Origin of the sequence: Mariniflexile fucanivorans, from assembly GCF_004341235.1 — a bacterium.
Classification (GTDB): domain Bacteria; phylum Bacteroidota; class Bacteroidia; order Flavobacteriales; family Flavobacteriaceae; genus Mariniflexile; species Mariniflexile fucanivorans.
The window spans coordinates 1-25,168 of sequence record NZ_SLUP01000008.1 but is presented as its reverse complement, the minus strand read 5'-3'; the positions used below and the strand labels follow the sequence as shown (position 1 = coordinate 25,168).

The 25,168-nt window shown below is 32.2% G+C and carries 23 protein-coding genes, 1 tRNA gene, 1 pseudogene and 1 riboswitch; of the genes and pseudogenes, 13 read left to right on the top strand and 12 right to left on the bottom strand.

Annotation, left to right across the window (positions count from 1 at the left end; all coding sequences use genetic code 11):
• The first annotated feature begins 2 nt into the window (after positions 1–2).
• The 7 genes and pseudogenes from EV196_RS15410 to EV196_RS15380 all read left to right on the top strand — a co-directional run bounded on the left by EV196_RS15410 (position 3) and on the right by EV196_RS15380 (position 7,763).
• On the top strand, positions 3–647 hold the full coding sequence (locus tag EV196_RS15410; protein ID WP_132218672.1) for a GNAT family N-acetyltransferase: 645 nt from the start codon (positions 3–5) through the stop codon (positions 645–647).
• Between the two features lie 318 nt (positions 648–965).
• On the top strand, positions 966–2,513 hold the full coding sequence (locus EV196_RS15405) for a LamG-like jellyroll fold domain-containing protein (RefSeq protein ID WP_165876177.1): 1,548 nt from the start codon (positions 966–968) through the stop codon (positions 2,511–2,513).
• Positions 2,514–2,668: 155 nt separating this feature from the next.
• Positions 2,669–3,100 carry an META domain-containing protein gene (locus EV196_RS15400; RefSeq protein ID WP_132218670.1) on the top strand — a complete coding sequence of 144 codons (432 nt, stop codon included), beginning with the start codon at positions 2,669–2,671 and terminating at the stop codon, positions 3,098–3,100.
• A gap of 46 nt (positions 3,101–3,146) precedes the next feature.
• Positions 3,147–3,599 (top strand): annotated as a pseudogene (locus tag EV196_RS15395) (FKBP-type peptidyl-prolyl cis-trans isomerase).
• Positions 3,600–3,668: 69 nt separating this feature from the next.
• Complete coding sequence (locus tag EV196_RS15390) at positions 3,669–4,304, top strand: MOSC domain-containing protein (protein WP_132218669.1); 636 nt, start codon at positions 3,669–3,671, stop codon at positions 4,302–4,304.
• Between the two features lie 54 nt (positions 4,305–4,358).
• Positions 4,359–5,318 (top strand): tRNA dihydrouridine synthase, encoded by a 960-nt coding sequence (locus EV196_RS15385; protein WP_132218668.1) that lies wholly within the window; start codon positions 4,359–4,361, stop codon positions 5,316–5,318.
• A 246-nt stretch (positions 5,319–5,564) separates the two neighbouring features.
• Positions 5,565–7,763 carry a B12-binding domain-containing radical SAM protein gene (locus EV196_RS15380; RefSeq protein ID WP_132218667.1) on the top strand — a complete coding sequence of 733 codons (2,199 nt, stop codon included), beginning with the start codon at positions 5,565–5,567 and terminating at the stop codon, positions 7,761–7,763.
• Positions 7,764–7,883: 120 nt separating this feature from the next.
• On the opposite strand, the gene EV196_RS15375 is transcribed toward EV196_RS15380, so the two are convergent.
• The 4 genes from EV196_RS15375 to EV196_RS15360 form a co-directional block, all read right to left on the bottom strand.
• Positions 7,884–8,747, bottom strand: a complete 864-nt coding sequence (locus EV196_RS15375) for a hypothetical protein (RefSeq protein WP_132218666.1) — start codon at positions 8,745–8,747, stop codon at positions 7,884–7,886.
• Positions 8,747–9,553, bottom strand: coding sequence for a HipA family kinase (locus EV196_RS15370; RefSeq protein WP_132218665.1), 807 nt, complete (start codon positions 9,551–9,553; stop codon positions 8,747–8,749). The genes EV196_RS15375 and EV196_RS15370 overlap by 1 nt, the downstream gene beginning before the upstream one ends.
• A gap of 215 nt (positions 9,554–9,768) precedes the next feature.
• Complete coding sequence (locus tag EV196_RS15365) at positions 9,769–10,632, bottom strand: bestrophin family protein (RefSeq protein WP_132218664.1); 864 nt, start codon at positions 10,630–10,632, stop codon at positions 9,769–9,771.
• 219 nt (positions 10,633–10,851) lie between these two features.
• Complete coding sequence (locus EV196_RS15360) at positions 10,852–12,156, bottom strand: voltage-gated chloride channel family protein (RefSeq protein ID WP_132218663.1); 1,305 nt, start codon at positions 12,154–12,156, stop codon at positions 10,852–10,854.
• Between the two features lie 38 nt (positions 12,157–12,194).
• Positions 12,195–12,259: riboswitch (Fluoride riboswitch) on the bottom strand.
• Between the two features lie 107 nt (positions 12,260–12,366).
• On the opposite strand from EV196_RS15360, the gene EV196_RS15355 reads away from it, so the two are divergent.
• Positions 12,367–13,605, top strand: coding sequence for a DEAD/DEAH box helicase (locus EV196_RS15355; protein WP_132218662.1), 1,239 nt, complete (start codon positions 12,367–12,369; stop codon positions 13,603–13,605).
• 100 nt (positions 13,606–13,705) lie between these two features.
• A complete protein-coding gene (locus tag EV196_RS15350; RefSeq protein WP_132218661.1) occupies positions 13,706–14,632 on the top strand; it encodes a sterol desaturase family protein in 927 nt (308 codons plus the stop codon).
• Positions 14,633–14,768: 136 nt separating this feature from the next.
• Here the strand turns inward: EV196_RS15350 and EV196_RS15345 are convergent, their stop codons facing one another.
• Entirely contained in the window at positions 14,769–15,434 is a 666-nt protein-coding gene (locus EV196_RS15345) for a M15 family metallopeptidase (RefSeq protein WP_132218660.1), read from the bottom strand.
• A gap of 45 nt (positions 15,435–15,479) precedes the next feature.
• Here EV196_RS15345 and EV196_RS15340 point away from each other — a divergent pair, with 45 nt between their 5' ends.
• The 3 genes from EV196_RS15340 (at position 15,480) to EV196_RS15330 (ending at position 17,978) form a co-directional block, all read left to right on the top strand.
• On the top strand, positions 15,480–15,839 hold the full coding sequence (locus EV196_RS15340; RefSeq protein ID WP_132218659.1) for a DoxX family protein: 360 nt from the start codon (positions 15,480–15,482) through the stop codon (positions 15,837–15,839).
• A 560-nt stretch (positions 15,840–16,399) separates the two neighbouring features.
• Positions 16,400–17,101 (top strand): DUF4369 domain-containing protein, encoded by a 702-nt coding sequence (locus EV196_RS15335; RefSeq protein ID WP_132218658.1) that lies wholly within the window; start codon positions 16,400–16,402, stop codon positions 17,099–17,101.
• Positions 17,102–17,168: 67 nt separating this feature from the next.
• The gene (locus EV196_RS15330) at positions 17,169–17,978 is read left to right on the top strand and encodes a M48 family metallopeptidase (RefSeq protein WP_132218657.1); all 810 of its coding nucleotides are present in this window, start codon (positions 17,169–17,171) and stop codon (positions 17,976–17,978) included.
• Between the two features lie 161 nt (positions 17,979–18,139).
• Here EV196_RS15330 and EV196_RS15325 read toward each other — a convergent pair.
• Both EV196_RS15325 and EV196_RS15320 read right to left on the bottom strand, forming a co-directional pair.
• Positions 18,140–18,213: transfer RNA gene (locus EV196_RS15325), tRNA-Thr, on the bottom strand.
• A 62-nt stretch (positions 18,214–18,275) separates the two neighbouring features.
• Entirely contained in the window at positions 18,276–18,542 is a 267-nt protein-coding gene (locus EV196_RS15320) for a hypothetical protein (protein ID WP_132218656.1), read from the bottom strand.
• Positions 18,543–18,977: 435 nt separating this feature from the next.
• Between EV196_RS15320 and EV196_RS15315 the strand changes: the two genes are divergently transcribed.
• Positions 18,978–19,343, top strand: a complete 366-nt coding sequence (locus tag EV196_RS15315; RefSeq protein ID WP_132218655.1) for a hypothetical protein — start codon at positions 18,978–18,980, stop codon at positions 19,341–19,343.
• Positions 19,344–19,382: 39 nt separating this feature from the next.
• Here EV196_RS15315 and EV196_RS15310 read toward each other — a convergent pair whose 3' ends face one another.
• The 5 genes from EV196_RS15310 to EV196_RS15290 all read right to left on the bottom strand — a co-directional run.
• Positions 19,383–19,793, bottom strand: coding sequence for a 6-pyruvoyl trahydropterin synthase family protein (locus EV196_RS15310; protein ID WP_132218654.1), 411 nt, complete (start codon positions 19,791–19,793; stop codon positions 19,383–19,385).
• A complete protein-coding gene (gene idi / locus EV196_RS15305; protein ID WP_132218653.1) occupies positions 19,790–20,314 on the bottom strand; it encodes an isopentenyl-diphosphate Delta-isomerase in 525 nt (174 codons plus the stop codon). The genes EV196_RS15310 and idi overlap by 4 nt, the downstream gene beginning before the upstream one ends.
• A 203-nt stretch (positions 20,315–20,517) precedes the next feature.
• A complete protein-coding gene (locus EV196_RS15300) occupies positions 20,518–22,476 on the bottom strand; it encodes an OmpA family protein (protein WP_132218652.1) in 1,959 nt (652 codons plus the stop codon).
• A gap of 11 nt (positions 22,477–22,487) precedes the next feature.
• Positions 22,488–23,417, bottom strand: a complete 930-nt coding sequence (locus tag EV196_RS15295) for a PorP/SprF family type IX secretion system membrane protein (RefSeq protein ID WP_132218651.1) — start codon at positions 23,415–23,417, stop codon at positions 22,488–22,490.
• A 26-nt stretch (positions 23,418–23,443) separates the two neighbouring features.
• The coding region (locus EV196_RS15290) for a T9SS type B sorting domain-containing protein (RefSeq protein ID WP_132218650.1) at positions 23,444–25,168 on the bottom strand (1,725 nt) is incomplete at its 5' end.

Sequence of the window (25,168 nt, the reverse complement as noted above, 5' to 3'; positions counted from 1 at the left end):
ATATGGAAATTAAAAAAAGCAAGAATATTTCAATTTTTAAAAGATTTTGGATTATCATAAATAATGGGTTGCTATTATTTGGTATAAGAAATAGGCTAGCGAAAATGGGTATAGATATAGATCCTTATTATTGGGTACAGGAAGATGTTGAAGAATGTCAAGAGCCTAAAATTAAAGGAGATTCTACAGAATATTTGCTGCGGTATTTAGATATTGAAAAACTGAAATCAATTACTAGTTATTTACCTGTTTCTGAACAAGAGAAATTGATTCAAGGTTTAAACAATGGTCAATTATGTATTGGTTTAGAACATAATAACGAAATTGCGGCTTATATGTTTATTGAATTAAATGATTTCACTATTAACAATAAAACATTTAAATTGAAAGACAATGAAGCCTATCTTTTGAATATGTGGACATTCCATTCATATCGTAACAAAAATATAGCTCCTTATTTACGCTACCAAAGTTATCAGTTGTTAAAAAAACAAGGAAGGGATATAAAATATAGTGTTACTCAATATTTTAATAAATCATCTATAAAATTTAAAAAGAAATTAAATTCAAAACATCTTAAACTTTACCTTAGTATTAATCTATTTAAAAAATATTATTGGAATCTTCTTTTACGCGATTATAAATAGCATACTTTATTATTAGCTCGCAATATCATCGACGAATATCTCAACTTTAAAAGGGTCTATTAAAGGTTGAATGTGAATAGCTTTCCAAATTCATTAAGCGTAGTTATGAGATAATTAATTAAGAACCACTCCCTCGAAGGAGGTAATCTCATTCTGTTATCTAAAAAATTTTTTCGTTAACAGAAGGCATAAACACAAAAAAACCACTTTGTTTTTTACTAAGTGGTTTTTTTGTTTTACATGATTTTTATCATTCTTTTTATATGTAGTAATTTCTTATTTTATAACACTTTTTTAAACACTCAAAATTTTCAAGTCATGAAAACAAAATTACTCTTACTATTGATAATGTTTTTTTCAAACATTTATGTTTCAAGTGCTCAAAAAGCTTTAAACTTTGATGGCGTAAATGACTATGTTGTTGGAACTAACAATGCTTCTTTAAACACATCGCAAGGCACCATTGAAGCATGGATAAAGACCTCAAATGCTGGAGCTGGCCTTAGAGGAATTATGGCGAAACCACAACAGTATGGCATTGTACTAAAAGACAATAATTTAGCAGTAGCCGAATGGGGCCAAGGTGAAAAAAACACAAACGTTAATTTGGCCGATGGTATATGGCACCATGTGGCATTTTCATTTAACAACATGGTAGCAAATGGTTCAAAACTATACATCGATGGCTTACCGGTTTTAGCCTTTACCTACCAAGTTGTTGCTGGTTCTGGTCAACAGATTCTTGTGGGAACAAGCAGTAAATATCAACAATATTTTAATGGAGCCATTGATCAAGTGCGCGTTTGGAATACCCAAAAAACCGATGCCGAAATTTTAGCCAATTACAACAAGTGCCTCAATGGAAATGAAACAGGTTTAGTAATGTATTGGAATTTTGATGAAGCAACCGGAACAACCATCACAGATTTATCGGGAAATAATAATAACGGGGCTTTAACCAATATGAATGCTTCCTCCATTTGGGTATCTGGGTATGATTGCAATTTGATTGTCTACTACTCTTTTAACGGCAATGCTAGAGATGAAAGTGGAAATGGTCATCATGGAACTTTAGCTGGACCCGTTTTAACTACAGATAAAGATGGCAATGCAGAAAGCGCTTATTATTTTGATGGTGCTGATGATTATATAGATTTAGGAGATTGGGAAAACGGAGGTGCTATGACAATGACCTTTTGGGCACGTTGGGATGCGTTTAATAATTACTCAAGAATTATAGATTTAGGAAACGGCTCATCAAGTAATAATATTATTATTTCAAACTATCAAACCAATAATGGCTTATTCTTCTCTACATATACAAATGGTGAAACTAAGCTAATAACAACAAATACAATTACACAATCTCAATGGGATTTTTATGCTGCAACCTTTGGCATAAATGGTGTAATGACAGTTTATAAAAATGGTTCACAAATTAATCAAAAAACTAATGGAGTTAAACCAAATACTTTATTAAGAACAAACCAATTTATAGGAAAAAGCAACTTCAGTCAAGACGATTATTTCAAAGGAGCCATAGATGAATTAAGAATTTATCAAACAACACTTTCAGACACCGAAATTCTAAATTTATATACTTACAATACATTAAAGGTTGATAAAATTGAAAACATAGCCACAAGTACATTTTATGTATTCAAAAACACGTTGTGTTTTAAAAACACCCAAAATATACCAGAAATAAAATCTGTAGAAATTTATAATTTATTGGGGCAAAACGTATTTAAAACTTCAAAAATAACAGCCCAAATTAATTTAAACCAATTACAAAAAGGAATTTACATTGTAAAGGTTGATACTAAAAACAACCGTTTTTCAACATTAAAATTTATACTCCAGTAATTTTTTAAAATATAAATTTTAAAACCACTTCATTTTCGAGGTGGTTTTTTTGTTAAAAACAATATTAAATTTCTATAATAACATTTCTTTAACTTAAAAAATATAAAATTGGCAAGACCTTTGAATCATTAGAAAATTAATCTTAAAAAAATTATATGAAATCATTAAAAACAATTGCAGCCTTATCACTTCTAGTTGTATTAATCACATCTTGTGCTTCAAAAAAAACTGGAAACACACAAAACATAAAAATGGAATTACATGATATTTGGGCAGTAACCCATATTAATGAAGAGGCTATTATCCCATCTGAAAATGTACCTAATTTAGAAATAAACATCACCGAAATGAAAGTATTTGGAAGCGATGGCTGCAATAATTACACAGGTGAAATTAAAAACATAACCTCAGAAAACATAACTTTTGGCGCTTTAGCTTCCACAAGAAAAATGTGTTTTGATATGGCTATTCCCGATAAATACAATAACGCTTTAAACAATACTGTAACTTACAAAAGAGACAAACTAAATTTATATTTTTATGATGACAACGGAAATAAAATACTTAGTTTTAAAAAGGTAGATTAATTCGCTTTTGTACTAAACGAATAAATTATATTTGCGCAAAAAAATTATGAGAAATATTTTATTAATAGCCTTTAGCTTAGTTCTTTTTACATCCTGCAGCAATGATGATTCTGTAGATTATGTTAAAAGAAACGACAACGACATTCAAGCATACATTACTGCAAATAATTTAACAGCTGAAAAAAGTAGCACTGGATTATATTATGTTATTGATAATCCGGGTACAGGCGTACAACCTACTACTACTGATAATGTGACAGTCGCATACAAGGGTTATTTTCTTAATGGTACTGTTTTCGATGAAAGTAATGAAAATGGCATTACGTTTAACTTACAACAAGTTATAAAAGGCTGGACTTAAGGTATAACTTATTTTAAAGAAGGTGGCAGTGGTATTTTACTAGTGCCAGCGCATTTAGGTTATGGCAATTATAGTAAAAATGGTATTCCTGGAGGTTCGGTATTAATTTTTGATGTGAACCTCATATCTGTTAATTAAATCTTACTTTTTTTATTCATACAAAACCACTTTGCACAACAGAGTGGTTTTTTTTATTACATTTAATCCATGCAAGTAACCTCAACCAACATAGCAAAACCAACCACCATCATTTTTGCTGGTGAAGAAGTTATAACTGGTATTTATAAAACACCCACAAACCAACCCATTTATTTAGGTAAAGAAAGTGTTCAGGGTGATGAAGTATCCGATAGAGAAAACCACGGTGGCGAGTTTAAAGCGTGTTATTTATTTTCTGAAAATTATTACGCTTATTGGAAAAACCTATACCCAAATTTAGATTGGAATTGGGGTATGCTTGGAGAAAATTTAACCGTGGCAAATCTAGATGAAACTAAAATTCATATAGGTGATATTTATAAACTTGGTTCTGCAGTAGTACAAATAACCCAACCACGAGAACCTTGTTATAAATTCGGTGTGAAATTTGGCACACAAAAAGTGTTGAAAAAATTTGTTAAACACGGTCGCCCCGGTACGTATGTACGTATTTTAGAAGAAGGCTTTGTAAAAACAGGTGACCATTTCGAGCTTATAGAAAAAGCAAAAAACAGTTTAACCACAGCACAGTTTTATAAATTACTTTTTTCTGAAAACAAAAATCAAAATCATTTAAAACTAGCTATAAATATAGAAGCACTTCCGCAGTATAAAAGGGACAAAATGCGAGAATACATCAAGTAATTCGTAATTCATAATTCGTAATTACTCTATATATTTGCACAACTCAATTTAAAAATGGCCATCACTTTACTTTCATCTCCCTTACAAGGTTTCACCGATTTCAGATTTCGCAACGCCTTTCATCATTATTTTGGTGGCATCGATACGTTTTATGCCCCTTACATTCGTTTGGATGGTAAAATGATTATAAAATCGTCGTACCAACGTGATTTACAACCAGAAAACAATACGACCTTAGAACTCATTCCGCAAGTGATGACAAATGATCCCGATGGATTTTTGTTTGTAGTTAAGTACATTCAATCCTTAGGCTACAAAGAACTCAACTGGAATTTAGGCTGCCCCTACCCGATGGTTACTAAACAAGGCATGGGTTCTGGACTTATATGCCACCCCGAAAAAATTGAACATATTTTAAAGCGTGTTCATAACGAAACCGATATAATTGTTTCCATGAAAATGCGCATGGGTTACGAAACTCCCGAAGAAATTCTGGACGTCTTCCCCATTTTAGACAATTATCCGCTTAAAAACATCGCCATACATGCACGCATTGGCAAGCAATTGTACAAAGGCGGCGTCAATTTAGAGGCCTTTCAAAAATGTGTAGATAGCACCAAACACAAACTATATTACAATGGGGATATCACCACCGTTGTTAAGTTTAAAGAAATGCAAGAACGTTTCCCGAGTATCGACCATTTCATGATTGGTCGCGGACTCATCGCAGACCCATTTTTACCCAGCATGATTAAAAACAACACCACAGAATATCCCGCAAACCGTTGGCAAATTTTTAGTGAGTTTCACGATACCATTTACCAACAATACGATGCCGCACTTTCCGGACCAACCCCCATCAAAATGAAAATGTTGGGCTTCTGGGAATACTTTTCACAGTCCTTTTCAAATCCGCAAAAAACCTATAAAAAAATCAAAAAAGCAGGTAGCCCAAGAAACTACACTCAAGCAGTAGCGGAGATTTTGAATAACGAGAAAACAATTAACAATTAACAATTAACAATTAACAATTAACAATTAACAATTAACAATTAACAATTAACAATTAACAATTAACAATTAACAATTAACAAAACTAAAAATCCAAATTCAAACACTCTAATAATTCCAACAAATTAACCTTTTATCTTTGAAAATCTGAAACTTTGATCCTTTGCAACTTTGAGTCTATGATGCTTTGAGTCTTTGCGACTTTGCTCGACAATACATTATATTTGCTACAAATTCTAATACACCATTTTGAAAGACCTTTTACTCATAACGCCACCGTTTACGCAATTAAACACACCGTATCCTGCCACAGCATACATTAAAGGCTTTTTAAATACCAAACAAATTGGTTCCTTTCAAATGGATTTGGGTATTGAAGTCATTTTAGAACTTTTCAAAAAAGACACCTTTCAAAACGTATTCGAAATTGCTTTTGAAAACAACAGCATTCAATCGGAAAATTGCCAACGTATTTACGCGTTAAGAAATGCTTATCTACAACCTTTAGAAGATATTATCACTTTTCTACAAGGCAAAAAACCAACCTTCGCCAGACAAATTTGCACCGATAATTTTTTACCACGCGCTTCTCGTTTTAATCAGTTAGACGATTTAGATTGGGCATTCGGTTCCATGGGCATGCAAGACAAAGCAAAGCATTTAGCCACCTTATTTCTTGAAGATTTATCCGATTTTATCATAGAATGCATCGACCCTAATTTTGGCTTCAGTCGTTATGCCGAACGTTTGGGGCAAAGTGCCAACTCGTTTGATGAGTTATATGCACATTTGCAAGACGAATCCACTTTTATAGACGACATCACTTTAGAAATTCTTGACGAAAAACTTAAAACCATACAGCCTAAATTGGTATGTTTTTCAGTACCCTTTCCAGGGAATTTATACAGCGCCTTCCGTTGTGCGCAACACATAAAAGCCAACTATCCAAACATAAAAATTGCTATGGGTGGTGGTTTTCCAAATACCGAATTACGTTCGGTAACCGACGTACGCGTATTTGAATTTTTCGATTTCATAACCTTAGATGATGGCGAATTACCCATCGAACTTTTAATATCACACGTTTTTAACTCCCCTCCTTCGGAGGGGTTGGGGGAGGCTAAACGCACTTTCGTTTTAGAAAACGGAACAGTAGTCTACAAAAACAACAGCACCAAACCCGATTACAAACAAGCGGATATTGGTACACCCGATTATTCCGATTTATTATTAAAAGATTACATCTCAGTTATAGAAATCGCCAACCCCATGCACAGTTTATGGAGCGATGGCCGATGGAACAAACTCACCATGGCTCACGGTTGCTATTGGGGAAAATGTACTTTTTGCGATATTTCTTTAGATTACATTAAAATTTACGAACCCATAGCTGCCAAATTATTGGTAGATCGCATGGAACAAATTATAGAGCAAACGGGCGAAACAGGTTTCCATTTTGTAGATGAAGCAGCGCCTCCAGCCCTAATGAAAGCCTTGGCTTTAGAAATCATAAAACGCCAACTCACCGTAACGTGGTGGACGAACATTCGGTTTGAAAAAAACTTCACTAAAGATTTATGCTTACTGTTAAAAGCCTCTGGTTGTATTGCAGTTTCTGGCGGACTGGAAGTAGCTTCCGATAGATTATTAAAACTTATTGATAAAGGCGTAACCGTTGCACAAGTGGCGCAAGTAACCCGCAATTTTACCGAAGCCAACATGATGGTGCACGCCTATTTAATGTATGGATACCCCTCGCAAACCGTTCAAGAAACGGTGGATAGTTTGGAAATGGTACGTCAACTTTTCGAAATTGGCGTATTGCAATCGGGGTTTTGGCACCAGTTTGCATTAACGGCTCATAGCCCTATTGGGTTAAATCCGTCCGATTATCACATCATTCCCAACACAAAAAACATCACCTTCGCTAATAACGACATAGACTTTACCGATACCACAGGTATAGACCACAGCCAATTTAGTTTCGGATTAAAAAAATCACTTTTCAATTTTATGCACGGTATTGGGTTCGATATGTCTTTGCAAGATTGGTTCGATTTTAAAATACCAAAAACAACGATTACCCCTGATTTTATTTATAATGCTTTAGAAACTGAAACCAATTTCAACATAAAACCAACCGCAAAAATTATGTGGTTGGGCACCGAACCTTTGGTAACCGAACAGTCTAAAACCAAAAAAGGCAACACCTTTTATTCGCTAAAATTGACGTTTCATAACACCACCGATACGTTTGATGTTACTTTAGATAAAGATAAAGGCAACTGGTTTTTAAACCAACTGGATGCTTTAAATAGAAGCAACAACCAACTCCCCTCCTTTTCAGAATTAAAAAAAGATTTTGAAACCGAGTTTGAAGATTTTGAATTGTTTTGGTTTTCTAAGCCTATGAACGTTTTACGGGATAATGGGTTGTTGGTTTTGTGATTAATTTTCTCTTGGACTTTATAAGAAAAAAACAACTAAATTCGTTTAACTTTCTATATAAAAATTAATACGATTTCATAACAAGTCGTTGGTTTAATACCTAAAACTTAGCGATAAATATTATTCTTCTGAATTTCGCTTTTCAAAATAAGGATGAACACCCTTTAAATCAATGTAGTCTTTTATTTTGTCAGTTTCATTTAAAGGAACATAATCTACAATATTACTTTCATAAATATGTTTCCAAATAGCATGATTTTTTTTAGCTAATTTCTTTTTCGGTTCATTCCCTACTAGGAAATAATGTCCTCCTCCTTTTTCGTAGTCAACTGCTTTTGTAAAGGAAATATATTTTGTCAAATCTCTTTCAAGGTCAACATATCTTTTAGAGAAATCTATTGTTTGACCTGCAACAATTTGACCATTCTCTCCAATAAAATTAACATTTACAGGAGAAATTAACTCTTTAAAATCATTTGGATTAATTATAGCATCTAAATTAACCTTGGACCTTATTTTAGAATATAATTTTGTTCTAACTATATTCACTATATCATTCTTTGGTTCTTTTATTACTAATTCTTCATCATAATTAAAAATATATTTCTCAAATAACTTTAAAAATGTTATCTCATCAAAAGCAATATCTATCGCTCTTGGTTCAGAAAATTTTACAATGTTATTAGAGTATCTATTGAGATAGCTAAAATATTTCTCATTAATCCACTTATGTGAAATGTCATTTTTAAGATTTAGTAAATCATTATTTTCAAAACTAGAATTCAAATCATTATTTAAGTTTTTAAAATAAGATTTTAAAAAACTATAATTCTGGTTAGGAATAAGTTGTTTTACAATACCCAACTTCGTATCTGATATCTTAAATTTGACATCTTCACCATTAGCCATAATTATCCCTATACTAATCTTTTCTTTAAGACTAGCATTTAGGGTTAGGTACATTATGCTAAAAAAGGTATTCATTATTTTATGTTTTCTTGAATTAGAGTTCTAAAATTATTTTCGCAACTATTAAGCCATTCTTTAGTAAACAAATTTTTTCTTAATTGGTCTTCCAAAGAATCAATGTTAACTCCCCATTCTACAGGTATTAACGCAATAATATTATCAATGTTGTCTTCACACTCTTTAGTACAAAGGTAGAACTTCTTAACCAAGTTATCAACAACTTTAACAAGATTTCGTCCTCTCTTAAATAATACATTAGCTAATTGAGTATTAATCAATGATTCAAAATCATTGATTTGATAGACTCCTCTATGCAACGCGTTGGAGTTAAATATAGCATCGTGATCAAAAACTGTAAAGTAGATTTCATTTTGAATCGAGAAGTCTATTAGTAAGTTACTATTATTGTGATTTCTATCTTCATTAGAAAGCCAAATATCAAAAAAAGCTATCATTAAAAAATCCTCTCTATTTGCTATTTTCTTTCTAAAACTAGCATCTTCAAACATAACCAAAATCGTATCATCAATTTCTTTACTTGACTGAATATACTTTGAACCAAAACAAGGTTTATCAAAATTTACTCCCTGAACATTATGTGGAATATGCTCTTTTTTAACATTAATTAAAGCTATATCGGGCGTATTTAAATCCCAAATTGTTGCGAAACTTGAGCCAAAAAGTTCATTAATTAATTTGGACACATCTCTACTATGTTTACAAATCCAATATTCTAAATCATCACAAGTAACTAACATCGGATTTCCCGCTGTTGGATAAACTTTATCTGGCTTATGAATTGTATTTAATATTTGAAGCATTAATGAATCTGAAATTGTAAATTCAAATATATTACAATTCAGACAAAAAATAACAAAACTTCTAATAAATTACTAATCATATACAAACTCTTAAACGAACCCTTCGAAATCTCGTCAAAAACAGTATTCCTCTTTAACCCAATCAAAATCAAAACATTAAAACTATATTTTAAAAAAACAACATCCAATTAAAAGCTTAGGGTTGTTAATTTCTCTCAAAACACCTCCTCCACATGTTTTTTAATATTTGCTGCTATTTTATCAATAGGTAAATCGTTGGCATCAAAGCCAAATGGGTCTTCAATTTCTTCAGCAATTAATTCTAAACTTGCTAAAACATAAAAAACAAAAACAACCACGGGTACCGCATAGTAGCCTAAGCTAAATACATAGCCAAAAGGCAAGGTCATGATGTAAAAAAATATGAATTTTTTAATAAATGCACTGTATGAATACGGAATGGGTGTGTTTTTAATACGCTCGCAAGCACCACAAATATCGGTAAACGATTGTATTTCGGCATTTAATATAATAAGTTGGTCGCCTGTAATTTTTTTCTGCTCGTGCAAATCGTTCACCTTTTGGAAAATCATTTTTGCCACTTGGTTTGGGTGGTGTTTATGTTGGTCTATCTTTAATTCGGCATGATCAAAAAGTTGCAAACTCGTTTCTTTATTGGTTAAATGTTTTACCAAAATAGAAGCATAACTTGGTATTAACTTTTCAAAATAGTTTCTATCGTGTTCTTCTTTTAAAATAACATGCAATTTTATGGCTAAGTTTCGGCTGTTATTTACCAAAGCTCCCCATAGTTTTCTACCTTCCCACCAACGATCGTAAGCGGTATTCGTTCTAAAAACCAACAATAAGGAAATAACAAAACCCAACATACCGTGCATGACCGTAATGTTTGATAAATGGTTTTTTTCTGAAAGTTTCCAATACTCAAGTTCCAAATAGCCAACGCCGTAGGTATAAAGCCCAATAAATATCATCATAGGAAACAGTTTTCTAAACGTATCCGATTTATGAAATCTAAAAATAAAGGTAATCCAATCTTTTGGGTTGTATTGTACCATAAAATGCGCTTGTTATAATTTAATTGTAAAATTAGAAAATGTTACGACTATAAGTCTTATATATTAACTAAATCACTCGCATAACTTTCATGTATCTTTCCAAAAAATTATACTTTATGCTATTATTAGACTTGCAACTTCATTTCTAATAATCTACATAGTATTATGAAACAGAGGTTTTTCTATATTCAAAACAAATATGTATGGCTATAAAACCTTTTATTTGGGCGTTCTTTTGTTTTTAACTTCAGATAAGTGCAACCCCTTTTCTCGTATCAAAGAACTGTGTTTTGGGCTTCCAATAATTTGTGAAGAATAAACCCCAGAATGACCAGAAAACAAATAAGCTGTAGAACAAGCCAACGCAATAAAAACTCCAGATTCAATGCCGAAAAGTTCTATTCCCATGATAGTACAAGCGATAGGTGTATTTGTTGCTCCTGCAAAAACAGCCACAAAGCCCATTCCTGCAAGCAACCCCATAGGTAAAGGAATAAACCAAATTAGTACATTCCCTAAAGTAGCACCAATAAAAAATAAAGGCGTTACCTCGCCTCCTTTAAAACCTGCCCCAAGGGTGAATGATGTAAAGAGAACCTTTAATAAAAAGTCGTAAGAGTTGAGATTCGTGCTAAAAGCATCCACAATAGTTGGTATTCCAAGCCCTATATATTTTGTGGTTCCCATAAAATAGATAGCAATTGCTAAAATGGTTCCTCCAATTACAGGGCGAAGCGGCGGGTATTTAATTTTACTATTAAAAAGCTTGCTCCAAAAATGGGTGGATTTAGAAAAAAGCATGGCTACAAGTCCAAAAATAATTCCAGCCAATAAAGACCATAGTAAATTTACTGGTGTCATATCTGGAACCAAATCAATATGATAATGCGTATGGGGAACATTCCAAAATTGGCAAAAATAATCAGCAAAAACTGCTGCCATAAAACTTGGAATGATAGCATCCAGCCTAATTCTACCTAAAACCAAGACTTCCAATGCGAAAATTCCACCTGCTAAAGGCGTACCAAATACGGATGCAAAACCAGCACTTATACCTGCAATTAATACAATTTGTCTATCTCGCTTTGATAATTTGAGAACTTTTGTAAACCTATCTGCAACTGCCCCACCAATTTGAACCGCTGTTCCTTCACGCCCTGCAGAACCTCCGAAAAAATGTGTTAAAATGGTTCCAAACAAAACAAGGGGCGCCATTCTAAATGGAATTATTTTTTTAGGTGAATGAAATTCTTCAAGTAATAAATTATTACCTTTTACAACACTATTCCCAAATAAATGATAAGATAAACCAATGATGAAGCCACCAACAGGCAATAAAGCGATAACCCATAAATGAGATTCTCTCCAATTGGTTGCCCACTCTAAACTCAATAGAAAAAAAGCGGATATACCTCCTGTAATGATGCCTAAAACCAAGCAAATAACAACCCACTTGAAAAGATATCCTAAAGAAGCTATTTGTTCAATTGAGAATAAAAATTTCTTGATTTTTGTTTTGTTCATATTACCTTAAATAAATGATTCTACACTAGCATTAGCCATTAAAAGTAGATGTCATTAGTCCCTAGTAGAACGGTTTAAGGCAGACCTCATTGCCGAATTTTGAATGACAAAAATAATAAAAAAAACGGTTTGTTCTTATATTTTTCATGCCTAAATCATTAGTGCCAAACCCAAAACATTTTAAGTTATCTTTGCAACAAATTATATTTCATGTCATTTAAAGACTTACAACTTAACAGACCTATTTTAAGAGCCGTTGCCGAGGCTGGTTACGATAACCCAACCTTGGTTCAAGAAAAAACCATTCCTTTTGTTTTGGAAAAAAAAGATGTGATTGTCTCTGCCCAAACAGGCACGGGAAAAACTGCTGCTTTTGCCTTACCTATTTTACAACAATTGTTCGATAAACAAGAAGGAAGTAAAAAAGGTAAAAAAATTAGAGCCTTGATAATAAGTCCGACGCGTGAATTAGCCATCCAAATAGATGAAAATTTCAAAAAATACAGCACCTATACCAATTTAAGAACTACGGTTGTTTTTGGTGGTGCTTCTATTGAACCTCAAATTGATGTATTAAAAAAAGGTGTTGATATTTTAATTGCCACCCCTGGGCGTTTGCTCGATTTACATAAACAAGATGTTGTAAACCTTGACTATGTTGAAACTTTGGTTTTAGATGAAGCCGATTTAATGCTAGACATGGGGTTCATTGACGATGTGAAGAAAATTGAACGCCTTTGTACACATGAAAAAAATATTTTATTGTTTTCGGCAACCATTCCTTTTAAAGTAGAACAACTAGCGAACACTATTTTAAATGAACCCGAACGTGTGGAAGTGGCGCAAAATTCGTCTACCTCAAAAAACGTGAATCAGGTTTTGTATTATGTTCCTAAAAAGGATAAAATTGAGTTGTGTTTACATGTATTAAGGAATACGATTAAAGGTAGTATTCTTATTTTTCGACGTACCAAATTTGGTGTAGAAAAACTGGAAGAAACGCTCAAGAAAAACGGCTATAAAGTAGATAGTTTACATGGAGACAAGAGTCAGAATTTAAGAGAAGACGCTTTAAAAAACTTCAAAACTAATAACGTAAATATCTTAATTGCTACCGATGTAGCAGCACGTGGTATTGATATAAATGAACTGGATGCGGTTATAAATTTTGATTTACCCAACGTACCCGAAACTTATGTACACCGTATTGGTAGAACTGCCAGAGCTGGAAAACTGGGAACAGCGTATTCATTTTGTTCTGCGGATGAAAAAACCTATGTACAAACCATTCAGCAACTTATTCAATTGCAATTGGATGTTGTTGAAGATCACCCGTATCTCTTAGACCCAAAGGCTAAAAAAGAAATTCATAGAACGCCCGGAAAAAGCAAACACAAAAAAGGGCGTAAAAGCGAAGCTTCTAAAAAGAAAAAGAAGCGCTGGTACTAAAACTTTTTCAATTCCGTTATTTAATAAGTATATTCACCAAAAATAATAAATCATAAAAATTCTATTAATCATTCTAATATTTCTAAAATTTAAAAAATAGATGGATTTCACAAACCCACTGGTATATGGAGTCCCTTGTTTTTTAGGACTTATTTTACTTGAACTTACTTACAGTAAAACTCATAAAAAGAAAGACCTTTATGATTGGAAAGATTTAGCCTCTAGCCTTACTATGGGCATTGGATCGGCAGTTATGGCTCCTTTAATTAAGACTATTTCGGCCATCATTATTTTCAATTATATTTATGAATTATTTAACCCCTTGGTAGATGGTGTTCGAATGAATATTATGGGTTGGGAATCTTTTGGTTATGCATGGTACGTATGGATAGCTTGCCAATTTTTAGACGATTTTAGCTACTATTGGTTTCACCGCCAAAACCATATGGTGCGATTTTTATGGGCGGCACACATTGTACACCATTCTTCTGATAATTTTAATTTAGGAACCGCCGTTAGAAATGGCTGGTTCACCATATTATACAAACCATTTTTTTACATGTGGATTCCTGCAATTGGTTTTCCTCCAGAAATGGTCGTTGTTTGTTTAGGTATTGAGGCGCTTTGGCAATTTCAATTGCATTCAACCTACATTCCTAAAATGGGTATTATTGAAAAAATTTTTAACACCCATACCATGCACCAAGTGCATCATGCTAAAAATTTAGAGTATATGGATAAAAACCATGGTGGATTTTTAAATATGTTCGATAAAATATTTGGCACTTGGAAAGAATTAGATGAAGAAATAGATATTGAATATGGCGTTACAAAACCACCAAATTCTTATAATCCATTGATTATTTTAACACATGAATATAAAGATATTTGGAATGATATGAAGAAGAGTCCTAACTTATATCACAAATTGATGTATGCCTTTGGCCCCCCAGGATGGAGCCATGATGGAAGCACTTTAACCATCAAACAAATGCGAAAACAATTAGAAAATAAAGAAGCTGTATAATAAAAAGTATAGCTATCTGTAATAGTGCCTCGATAGATATCGGGATTGTCGCACTATTTTTAACTTTCTAATAATTAATATCGGTTTCGACAAGCTCAACCTGACAACTAAAACTTAATTCACTTTTTATACATATTTATTTTATAGGAAAATCGAAATAGGTAATTGGAAATGGTTCATTCTTTAAAGTAAAATGCCACCATTCTTTCGAGTAATTTTTAAAACCGAATTTTAGCATCACTTCTTGTAAAAGTTGTCGGTTCACTTTTTGGCTTTCAGAAATATGTTTGTAATTAACCCACGAGGCTTCACCAAAAAAATCGTAATTACTACCCATATCTAAGGGTTCATGAGTATTACCATCAATAATGGTAACATCCAAAGTACTACCTTTACTGTGTCCAGATCTGGTAGCAATATAGTCTTCGACAAACAAATTCGATTTATCAACATTGGGATAAAATGTTTTTTTATTTACGGTATCATTTAATTCTTTTGCCCATCGCATAAAATGGTTTACGGCACGCTGGGGCCTGTAACCATCATATACACGCAGACACAAATTTTGCTTTAATAATTCTTCTTGAACGTTTTTTAAAGCCAAAGCAGCCTCTTTTGTTAATATAAGCTTATTAGATTGGTAACCATCAATACGCTTTCCAACAAAATTATTTTTCGAATTGTAACGCAGTTCTACATCTAAATCTGGAATTACATATTTCACATACACAAATCCTTCGGGTAATTGTGCGAATGCACCAAAACAAATAAATACAAATAAAATCGTTACATAACTTTTCATAACTACAACAAATTATGCTAATTTAGAAAAAATAAAACTTAAGACATGAACTATCCTTGGCATTTATACCTAATGGCTATTCTTTATATAGCAGCAGGCATCAACCACTTTATAAAACCAAAAATTTACTTACGTATTATGCCACTTTATTTACCAAAACACAAGTTGTTGGTGTATTTAAGTGGTATTGCAGAAATATTTTTAGGTATTATGGTATGCGTTCCATTAGTAAAAAACATATCCCTCTTCTTTATTATAACCATGCTAATCGTTTTCCTATTGGTACATTTTTATATGCTTTCCAGTAAAAAAGCTTCTGGAGGTTTGCCAAAGTGGATACTTATATTAAGAATTCCTATGCAATTTTTGCTTATTTATTGGGCTTACTCTTATTTCAGCCTATAAAACAAAAAACATTAAAATTTAAACACAAAAAAACCGAGTTCCCTCAAACTCGGTTTTCTTTCAATTTGCTTTATTTATTACGATGTAGATTTAGGGTTACTATTTCAACAACATAATGCAAATATTAATTAATTAATCCATTGAACTAAAAAGTGTGTTATTTAGTACACCTCAAAGATATAATTATAAATGAATACTAACGATTAAATACATTATAAATCGTTGAAATGCATTTAATTTTAACATTTAAAGATGAAATATTGCATTTCAACGATGAATTACATTTTCAAGAAGTGTTTTTCCATAAAAAAAGCACCCTGAAAAGGATGCTTTTTTACTAACTAACCAACTAAAATATGAATTACAATTTCTAATTTAAAGTAACCACTCAATAAATCATGTAGAATTTGCAACTAAACAACATTTATCAACTACTGTGCCAAAATAAAAAATTAGTAAAATAAATTTTTATTAATTTGATTTATATAAATAGCTGAATACCGTTAGTATTTAAAACATAATTATAAGATATTTGCTTTTAAATAAAACTAAATCAATTAATGAAAAAAGTAGCATACATTTTATTATCGTTATTAATTATTGCATGTAGCAAAGAACAGAACGATTTAACAGTAAAAGTTCAAGTAGATGGTTTAAAAAAAGGTGTCATTCATTTGAAAAAAATAAAAAATGACAACCTTATTACTATTGATACCGTTGCAGTAAATGGACAATCGGAAATTACATTACATGCATCTTCTTTAGAATCACCTGAAATGTTTTATTTATTTTTAGATAAAAACAGTTCTGAAGAAGATCAAATTGCGTTTTTTGCTGATAAAGGTATCACAGAGATAAAAACTTCTGTTAAAAACTTCGGGGTTGGAGCAAAAATCAAGGGCTCTGAACAGCAAAAAATATTTGAGGAATATAAATTGATGCGATCTCGTTTTAACGAACAAAATCTAGACCTTATCAAAGAAAACTTTGATGCGTTAAAAGAAGGGGATACTTCAAAATCTAATGCCATTCAAATGAAATCTGACAATAATTTAAAACGTCGCTATTTATTTACCGTTAATTTTGCTTTAAACCATAAGGACAGCGAAGTAGCACCTTACTTAGCGCTAACCGAAATTTATAATGCTAAAATTAAATATCTAGATACTATAAATAGTGTTTTAACACCTAAAGTGAAGGCTTCTAAATATGGTAAAGAATTACAAGTCTATATTGATAAAATAAAACAAGAGGAAAAGTAAAACGTTCTCTATTTTTTAATAGTATCTAATACTTTTTTAAATCCTAATTAAACTAAAAAAACAAACTATGAAAAAAATAATTTCGATTGCTTTAATTGCTACCGTTAGTTTCTGCATGAATGCGCAAATAAATTTAGGAAAAATGACTAAAGCCGCTTCAAGTGGCGTAGCAGCATTATCATTTTCTAACGCAGATGCACAAAAAGTTGCAAAAGAAGGTGTTGAGTGGATGGACAACAATAATGAGGTGGCTAGTGAAAATGACCCATATACCATTCGATTAAATAGACTATTTGGCAAACATAAAAATGAAGATGGACTTCCTTTAAATTATAAAGTGTATTTGGTAACTGATATTAACGCATTTGCTTGTGCAGATGGAAGTGTACGTGTTTTTTCTTCTTTAATGGATATTATGACAGATGATGAGTTATTAGCTATTATAGGGCATGAAATTGGACATGTTAAAAATGAAGATTCAAAAGATGCTGTTAAAAATGCCTATATGAAAGCCGCAGCCATGGAAGCTGCTTCTGCTTCGTCAAATACCGTTCAAGTGCTAAATGATAGTCAATTAGGTGAATTGGCCAATAATCTTTTAGATGCAAAACACAGCAAAAAACAAGAAAGCGAAGCAGATGATTATTCATACGATTTTATGAAAAAACACAATTATAATGTGGTTGGTGCATATACTGCATTTAAGAAATTAGCTTTGCTTGGTGGCGGTGAAAAAGCTACTTCCTACCAAAGAATGATGAGTTCGCATCCTGATAGTGAAAAAAGAGCTCAAATTATTAAAAGCAGAGCAGAAAAAGATGGCGTTTGGAATGATCCAGGTGAAGTAAAATTACCAACAGAACGCATAACTGAATAATAAAAAAAGAGTTAAGATATTAATTTTAAATATTCATAATTCCTTTCGTTTTCACGGAAGGAATTATTTTTTTGCTTAATATTTTTTTGGAAATACAACAGGATCCACCATTATTGCTGTATATAAAAAAACCTCTCCAAAAGGAAAGGTTTTAATTGAAGAGCCGATGGAGGGACTCGAACCCACGACCTGCTGATTACAAATCAGCTGCTCTAGCCAGCTGAGCTACATCGGCGTTTTACGGGTGCAAATATAATCGCAAAAATCAAATCTGCAAGCACTCCGGCAAAAATTTTATTATAATTTATTAATTTTTTCAATTAATGCTGTTCCCTTGGTTTCTAGCTCTGCGCTAATAGCCTTAAAATGAGCTTTTGGGTTCTCTACATTCTTTGCATTTACTTTTGTAATTAATTCATCAAAAGTAACGATAGCTTCATCAATAACTGCTTCGCTTTTTTTTGTGTCTTTGCTTGCATTGGTTAATTCCCAAATATAAGCTGCTTCTATAATATCTCCTAAAACGTAATTAATATCTTTTTTTAGGTTTCTAACATTTGCCATAATTCAATATTTTAATTTCATGCAAAATTACACTAATCTTAAACAAAATTCTCATAAAAGCTTACTAATTTTATAAAAATTATTATTATATTTGGTCTCAATGAATGCAATAAAGTTATCATATAATCTAATTTGTAACCGAACCTTTCAACAGGTACAATCGGTGACACGTTATATGGTCCAAAAACAAAACTTACATGCATCTTGAATTAACATAAAATAATACAATTTTATCTATAACAATAAAGGTGCTTTTTTTAAGGCACCTTTTTTATTTTAAACCATTAAATCTTTAAAAATTATGAAAACACTAAAATCTATGAAACAGAAAATTCAATTATCTATTAATACCATTTTGACCACAAACGTCCAATATTGCACGTACCATAATTACAATTTAACGCCTTTATTATTATACCCTTAAAACACAAACACATGAAAACTCATCATATAAACTCTCCTTTTATAGTTACAAAAGACATAAGCAATATTAATGGCTTTTTATTGCCCCACATCCTTTACGATAAAATAAAAACCGTTGCTTCTTATCCCGTTAAAGAATTTTATTTACAAGACATTCCTGAGGTTGGCGATTTTAAATTTAAAATGTATAAAAATGCATTTGTTAATGATAAACTTACCATTCAAGCGCAATTAGTGAAAAAAGATAAAGAAGGCTATTTGGTAAATATCACCGTTACTAAAGAAAAATCTACTGCAAACCACCAAGAACGCATTTGTAGCGCGTTGTTTGACTTTCCTGTAGAAAATAAGTACAGCACGAATAGAACTGCTTGTTAAATAAAATTCCCAAGAGTGTTTCTTGGGAATTTCTTTTTTTTACGCTCCTGTATAACTTACAAAATTTCGTGGTGTTTCAAAAAGGGTTATTTCTAAATCGAGTTTAGAATCTAATTTTGGTCTAATTTTATTGTAAATAACAACAACTATATTTTCGGCTGTTGGGTTTAAATTTTTAAATTCGGATACTTCAAGGTTTAAATTTTTATGATCGAAAGCATCTTCAACTTCATCTTTAATGATATCTTTTAAAACTTTCATATCGATAACATAACCCGTTTCTTTATCTATTTCACCTGTAACGCTCACAATTAATTCATAGTTATGACCATGAAAATTTGGATTGTTACATTTACCAAAAATTTCATCATTTTTTTCGTGCGTCCAATCTTTTCTGTACAGTCTATGTGCCGCATTAAAATGGGCTTTCCTACTAACTTTTACCTTCATTTTGAAATATTTATATGTTCGTAGAATTTATCAAAAATAATTTTAAACCACTCGGTGTATAATTCTGGATGCTCTAAAATATCATTTTTAACCGCTTCAAGATGCATCCATTTCCAACTGGCAACTTCATCTGGATTAATTTTTGGTACATCATTATAATATCCAATTAAAACATGGTCGAATTCATGTTCTGTTAAGCCATTATCAAAAGGTGCTTTGTATATAAATGAGATGGTGTCTTCTAGTTCTACCACAAAGCCCATTTCTTCCATTAAACGGCGTTTTCCAGCTTCTATATTAGTTTCGCCAACACGTTGGTGGCTACAACAGGTATTTGTCCACAATAATGGAGAGTGGTATTTATGGGCCGCACGCTGTTGCAACATCAATTCGTTTTTGTCATTAAAAACAAATACCGAAAATGCACGATGAAGTAAGGCTTTTTCATGCGCCTCCATTTTGGGCATGGTGCCTATTTGCTCATCATTTTCATTAACAAGAATTACTTTTTCTTCTTCCATAGCAAAGCAAAAATACTAACTTAATTTCAAATTATAGCATAATAAAAAAGAGGCAGTCTGAAAAGTATAATTCTGTGTCATATTGAGCCTGTCGAAATATTTTAACCTACTGATAATCAACATCGATTTCGACAAGCTCAACCTGACTAAGTAAATATAATACACTTTTCAGACAGCCTCTTTTTTTACATTTAAAAAAATGCTTACATTTTCGTTATAATAAAATCACTTCGTCTGTTTAATTGATGTTCTTCCTCTGTACATGGCACGCCATCTGAACATTTATTTAACAATTCGCTTTCGCCATACCCTTTTCCTGTGAGTCTATCAGCATTAATTTTTCCAACTTTGATTAGATAATTTATGGTCGATTTATTTCTTCTAGAAGACAATGAATTATTATATGATGCCGTTGCTCTACTATCTGTATGCGATCTTACATCTATTTCCATGGTAGGATATTTATCTAAAACTGCCACAATTTTTTGGAGTTCAATTTCAGCATCTGGACGAATATTCGATTTATCTAAATCAAAATAAATAGGATTTAAACCAAAAGCATCCCATAAATTTGTTCCTACTGCAATTCTTACTTCATTTTGAGTTAAAGGGCTATCTAAAACTATTTGTTCTTTTCTATTTGAACCTGTTGAAACTCTTATTTCTGAAGTTTCATAAGTTTCTTTAGAAGCTCTTACCAAATATTGGCTATCACAATTTAAATTATCAAAATTATAATTAGCATCGTCGCCTACTGTTTGTTCAGCAACCACAGTTCCTGTTTTATCTAGTAAAACAACATGAGAACCTGCTAATAATTGATTTGTTTTTTTGTCGAAAGCTTTACCTGTTAATTTTTGAACACAATCTGGGAATTTAAACCAATAAATATCATCATCCCCTTTTCCTCCTTCTCTGTTAGATGAAAAATAACCTTGACTTACTTTTAAATCTTCGTAATAGGCAAAATCATCATTTGGACTGTTAATAGGTTTTCCAACATTCTTAACAGTATAGGTGCCATTGCTAGATAGTTTATTTTCAAAATCTTGAATTGTATAAATATCTAAACCACCTAAACCTGAATATCCGTTTGAAGAATAATATAAGTCACCTTTTTCATTTAAAAATGGAAATGTTTCTTGCGCTTCTGTATTTATTGAAGGCCCTAAATTTATAGGTGTTCCTAAGGTTCCATCACTATTTATATCTACACTATATAAATCTGACAGACCTATGGTTCCTGGCATATCTGATGCGAAAATTAACTTATCGCCTTTTGCATTGATGGTTGGGTGCGCCACACTGTATGATTCACTATTAAAATGTACCGGTTTTATATTTTCCCAAGAATTATCAGCTGCTTTATTTGCAGAATATAATTGCAACCTGTTTACACCATTTTCGTCTCTTTTTAACCTTTTCTTGAAAAAATTATTTCTGGTGAAATACATCGTTTTACCATCTGGAGAAAACGCTACAGAAGATTCGTGATACTTAGTATTTACGTTTTCATTAAACTTTTTCAGATTTTCAAAAGTGTCATCGTCTTGTTTTTCTATAGAATACAATTCTAAAAAAGGTTGATCATTCCACTTATAATTTTTACCATTTCCCCTTGAAGACGCAAAAATAAATTCATTATCATGTAACGTTGTTCCAAAATCTGATAAGGCTGAATTAAATGGTAAATTAATAATTTCTATGTCTTCACTTTGTAAATCTATTAACTTTAAATAATTAGGAGTAGCTTCAAAATTTCTTACTCTTATATCATCTTTAGCTACTTCTGAAAATTTTTGCATCCATTTGTCAGATTCATCGTAATTTTCAATAGACTTTAATGCTTGGGCATATCTATAATAATATTCAGGATCTAAGTTGTTTTCTAATTTAACTTCATCCAAATTCATTAACTCACCATACCATTTTGCAGCCTCTTCCATTTTATTATTAAAATAGAATGAGTTTCCTAATTTTTGAAACAAATCAACAGATTTAAACCCTTTGTTTGCCACATCCAATAAGATGTCGCTGGTTTTAACATATGAAAAATTGTTATAATCGTAAGTTGCTTTTTTTACGGTTGCTTTTTGTGCATACCCGCTAAAAGCCACAATAGTCAAAAAGGAAATAAATATATTACTTAATTTAATTTTCATAATCTGTAGTATTAAAAGAATCTTGGAGATAATAGTTTGCCTGCTGATCTTAGTTCGAAACGAAGCATAATTTCATGCGATCCGCTGTTGTAATTGTTCAAATTAGTTGTTGTTAAATCGTAAGCATAACCAATATATAGGCCATCACTAACTTGAAAACCAGCTAATCCACTAACAGAATCGTCCCATCTATATGCAAGTCCTAAAGTAAATGTGTCATTAAATAATGCATTTAACGACAAGTCTGCTATTATTGGTGCCCCATTTACTGCTTTAACTAAAAATGCTGGTTTTAATTTGGTTTGGCTACTTAAATCAAACACATAACCTCCGATTAAAAAATAGTGCATGCGCTCGGTTGCTAAAGATTCTTTGTAATCATCATAATGATCTGCTGTAATAAAGTTAGGAATTGCTGCTCCAATATACCATCTATTTGAATGTAAATATAAACCAGCTCCTAGTGTTGGTGACAACAAGTTTATGTTGTCGTTAAATGCATTATCTGGATTTCTGAATCTTCCTTTACTCCAATCTGTATCCAGTAAATGAAACCCTCCTTTAATACCAAAAGACAACTCGGTTTCACCTAAATCATCAACTGGGATTGTAAATGAAAAATTAGCATCTATACTCGTTTCTGTAGCAGGACCAAGTTGATCGCTTACAACATTAAGACCCAATCCCAAACGATTGTTTTCTAAAGGTGAATGAATTCCAAATGTAATTGTTTTAGGTGCGCCATCAATACCAACCCATTGTGTTCTGTACAAAGCAGTCGCACTAAGCACATCGCGTTGACCTGCATATGCAGGGTTAACACTCATAGTATTGTACATGTATTGCGTATACTGAGGGTCTTGTTGTGCGCTTAATTTTATACTTAATAGTGTAATAAACACTAAAATTATACTTTTTATTAACGATGATTTCTGTATCATTTTAATTATGTTTTTAGTCGTTTATATTATCTATTTATGTATAACCATCCTACTCTAGGTTTGGAACCATCACCTAAATCTAGAACATAATAGTATGTACCTTCTGGTAGTTTTTCTGAAGTATTCATAGTAGCCCTTCCGTTTGATATACCATTGAATTCATTATTATATTTTCGTTTTGTATAAACAATATTACCCCATCGGTTATATACTTCTAACTTATTGTTAGGATAGTTCTCTATACATCCAATAACAAATGTTTCATTAACTCCGTCGTCATTTGGTGAAAACTCATTAAAAGTTATTAGACAACCTAATTGAGTTACTGTAGGATCATCGTTTGAATTACCATCAAAATCATCGCCATTGTCACTAGTATCTATAACATCATCTCCATTTGGAGCTATACCTGTAGCAACTACACTATTACTTACTCCACTTGCATTAATTGCTTGTTGCGTAATTTTAAATGAGGCCGTATAGGTTCCTATTTCACCAACTAATAAAGTACCTGCCAAACTATCAAAACTAGAACTTTGGAACGTTACTGGTGTTGTTAAGCTAAGTACATTTCCTTGATTATCCATAAAACTATCAACTAAAACCAAATTGGTAACTGTTACATTTCCTGTATTCTCTACTGTAATGGTATAACTAATAACATCATCTAAATCTTTTCCAAAGTAATCTGCTGTTTTAACAACTTTTAATTCAGCAGTACAATCAGCTGTAGCAGTAACAGGTAATGTAATATCTGCTCTATTATATGAACATGGATCTTTTGGATCTGTTCCATTCGCTACTTCCGTTGCATCAGTTACACCATCGCCATCACAATCGTTCGTTGATATTATTGCTAATGTAATATCTACTACATTATATGAACATGGATCTTTAGGATTCGTTCCGTTTGCTACTTCTGTTGCATCGATAACGCCATCGCCATCACAATCGTTTGTTGATGTTATTGCTACGGTAATATCTGCTATATTGTATGAACATGAATCTTTTGGATTCGTACCATTTACTATTTCTGTTGCATCAATTACGCCATCACCATCACAATCGCTTGTTGAAGTTATAGCTACGGTAATGTCTGCTATATTGTATGAACATGGATCTTTTGGATTCGTTCCGTTTGCAATTTCTGTTGCATCGATTACACCATCACCATCACAATCATTTGTTGATGTTATTGCAACGGTAATGTCTGCTACATTATATGAACACGGGTCTTCTGGGTTGGTTGGAGTTTCACCACTAGGGGGTGCTAACTCGTCTCCATTGGTAACTCCATCTCCATCACAATCTAAAATTGGATTATCGACACAAGCACCAACAGTAACAATTAATGTCGCAATATTTGATTCAGCTCCATCATTATCTTCAATTGTATAATTAACTGCTGTTGCTATTCCGCTGAATGTTGGTAATGGATCAAAAGTTACTGTACCATCAGAATTTGCGGTATAAGTACCTTCACCTGCAACAGTAAAAGTAATATCATTTATTAATGGTGTCGTTGGATCTAAATCGATACTTGATAAATTAATTGTTCCGTCTAAATCTGTATCACCTGTTGATGCTAGGATATTTACATTAGTATCACTAAGTGTAATTGCAGTATCATTATCCGCTACCGGAGGATCATTCACCGGGGTAACCGTGATGTCCAAATCCGCTGTGTCCGTGCCGCCGTTACCATCGCTTACCGTATAGGTTGCCGTTGGTACCGTGCCATTGAAATTGGA

What these genes read in the sequence shown, in the direction of transcription:
- EV196_RS15355 (WP_132218662.1), top strand. Translation starts at nt 12,367, where the DNA reads ATGTCATTTAAAGACTTACAACTTAACAGACCTATTTTAAGAGCCGTT.
- EV196_RS15300 (WP_132218652.1), bottom strand. Translation starts at nt 22,476, where the DNA reads ATGAAAATTAAATTAAGTAATATATTTATTTCCTTTTTGACTATTGTG.
- EV196_RS15340 (WP_132218659.1), top strand. Translation starts at nt 15,480, where the DNA reads ATGAACTATCCTTGGCATTTATACCTAATGGCTATTCTTTATATAGCA.
- EV196_RS15365 (WP_132218664.1), bottom strand. Translation starts at nt 10,632, where the DNA reads ATGGTACAATACAACCCAAAAGATTGGATTACCTTTATTTTTAGATTT.
- EV196_RS15405 (WP_165876177.1), top strand. Translation starts at nt 966, where the DNA reads ATGAAAACAAAATTACTCTTACTATTGATAATGTTTTTTTCAAACATT.
- EV196_RS15310 (WP_132218654.1), bottom strand. Translation starts at nt 19,793, where the DNA reads ATGAAGGTAAAAGTTAGTAGGAAAGCCCATTTTAATGCGGCACATAGA.
- EV196_RS15360 (WP_132218663.1), bottom strand. Translation starts at nt 12,156, where the DNA reads ATGAACAAAACAAAAATCAAGAAATTTTTATTCTCAATTGAACAAATA.
- EV196_RS15375 (WP_132218666.1), bottom strand. Translation starts at nt 8,747, where the DNA reads ATGAATACCTTTTTTAGCATAATGTACCTAACCCTAAATGCTAGTCTT.
- EV196_RS15370 (WP_132218665.1), bottom strand. Translation starts at nt 9,553, where the DNA reads ATGCTTCAAATATTAAATACAATTCATAAGCCAGATAAAGTTTATCCA.
- EV196_RS15320 (WP_132218656.1), bottom strand. Translation starts at nt 18,542, where the DNA reads ATGGCAAATGTTAGAAACCTAAAAAAAGATATTAATTACGTTTTAGGA.
- EV196_RS15385 (WP_132218668.1), top strand. Translation starts at nt 4,359, where the DNA reads ATGGCCATCACTTTACTTTCATCTCCCTTACAAGGTTTCACCGATTTC.
- EV196_RS15315 (WP_132218655.1), top strand. Translation starts at nt 18,978, where the DNA reads ATGAAAACTCATCATATAAACTCTCCTTTTATAGTTACAAAAGACATA.
- EV196_RS15390 (WP_132218669.1), top strand. Translation starts at nt 3,669, where the DNA reads ATGCAAGTAACCTCAACCAACATAGCAAAACCAACCACCATCATTTTT.
- EV196_RS15335 (WP_132218658.1), top strand. Translation starts at nt 16,400, where the DNA reads ATGAAAAAAGTAGCATACATTTTATTATCGTTATTAATTATTGCATGT.
- EV196_RS15400 (WP_132218670.1), top strand. Translation starts at nt 2,669, where the DNA reads ATGAAATCATTAAAAACAATTGCAGCCTTATCACTTCTAGTTGTATTA.
- EV196_RS15410 (WP_132218672.1), top strand. Translation starts at nt 3, where the DNA reads ATGGAAATTAAAAAAAGCAAGAATATTTCAATTTTTAAAAGATTTTGG.
- EV196_RS15295 (WP_132218651.1), bottom strand. Translation starts at nt 23,417, where the DNA reads ATGATACAGAAATCATCGTTAATAAAAAGTATAATTTTAGTGTTTATT.
- idi (WP_132218653.1), bottom strand. Translation starts at nt 20,314, where the DNA reads ATGGAAGAAGAAAAAGTAATTCTTGTTAATGAAAATGATGAGCAAATA.
- EV196_RS15350 (WP_132218661.1), top strand. Translation starts at nt 13,706, where the DNA reads ATGGATTTCACAAACCCACTGGTATATGGAGTCCCTTGTTTTTTAGGA.
- EV196_RS15330 (WP_132218657.1), top strand. Translation starts at nt 17,169, where the DNA reads ATGAAAAAAATAATTTCGATTGCTTTAATTGCTACCGTTAGTTTCTGC.
- EV196_RS15345 (WP_132218660.1), bottom strand. Translation starts at nt 15,434, where the DNA reads ATGAAAAGTTATGTAACGATTTTATTTGTATTTATTTGTTTTGGTGCA.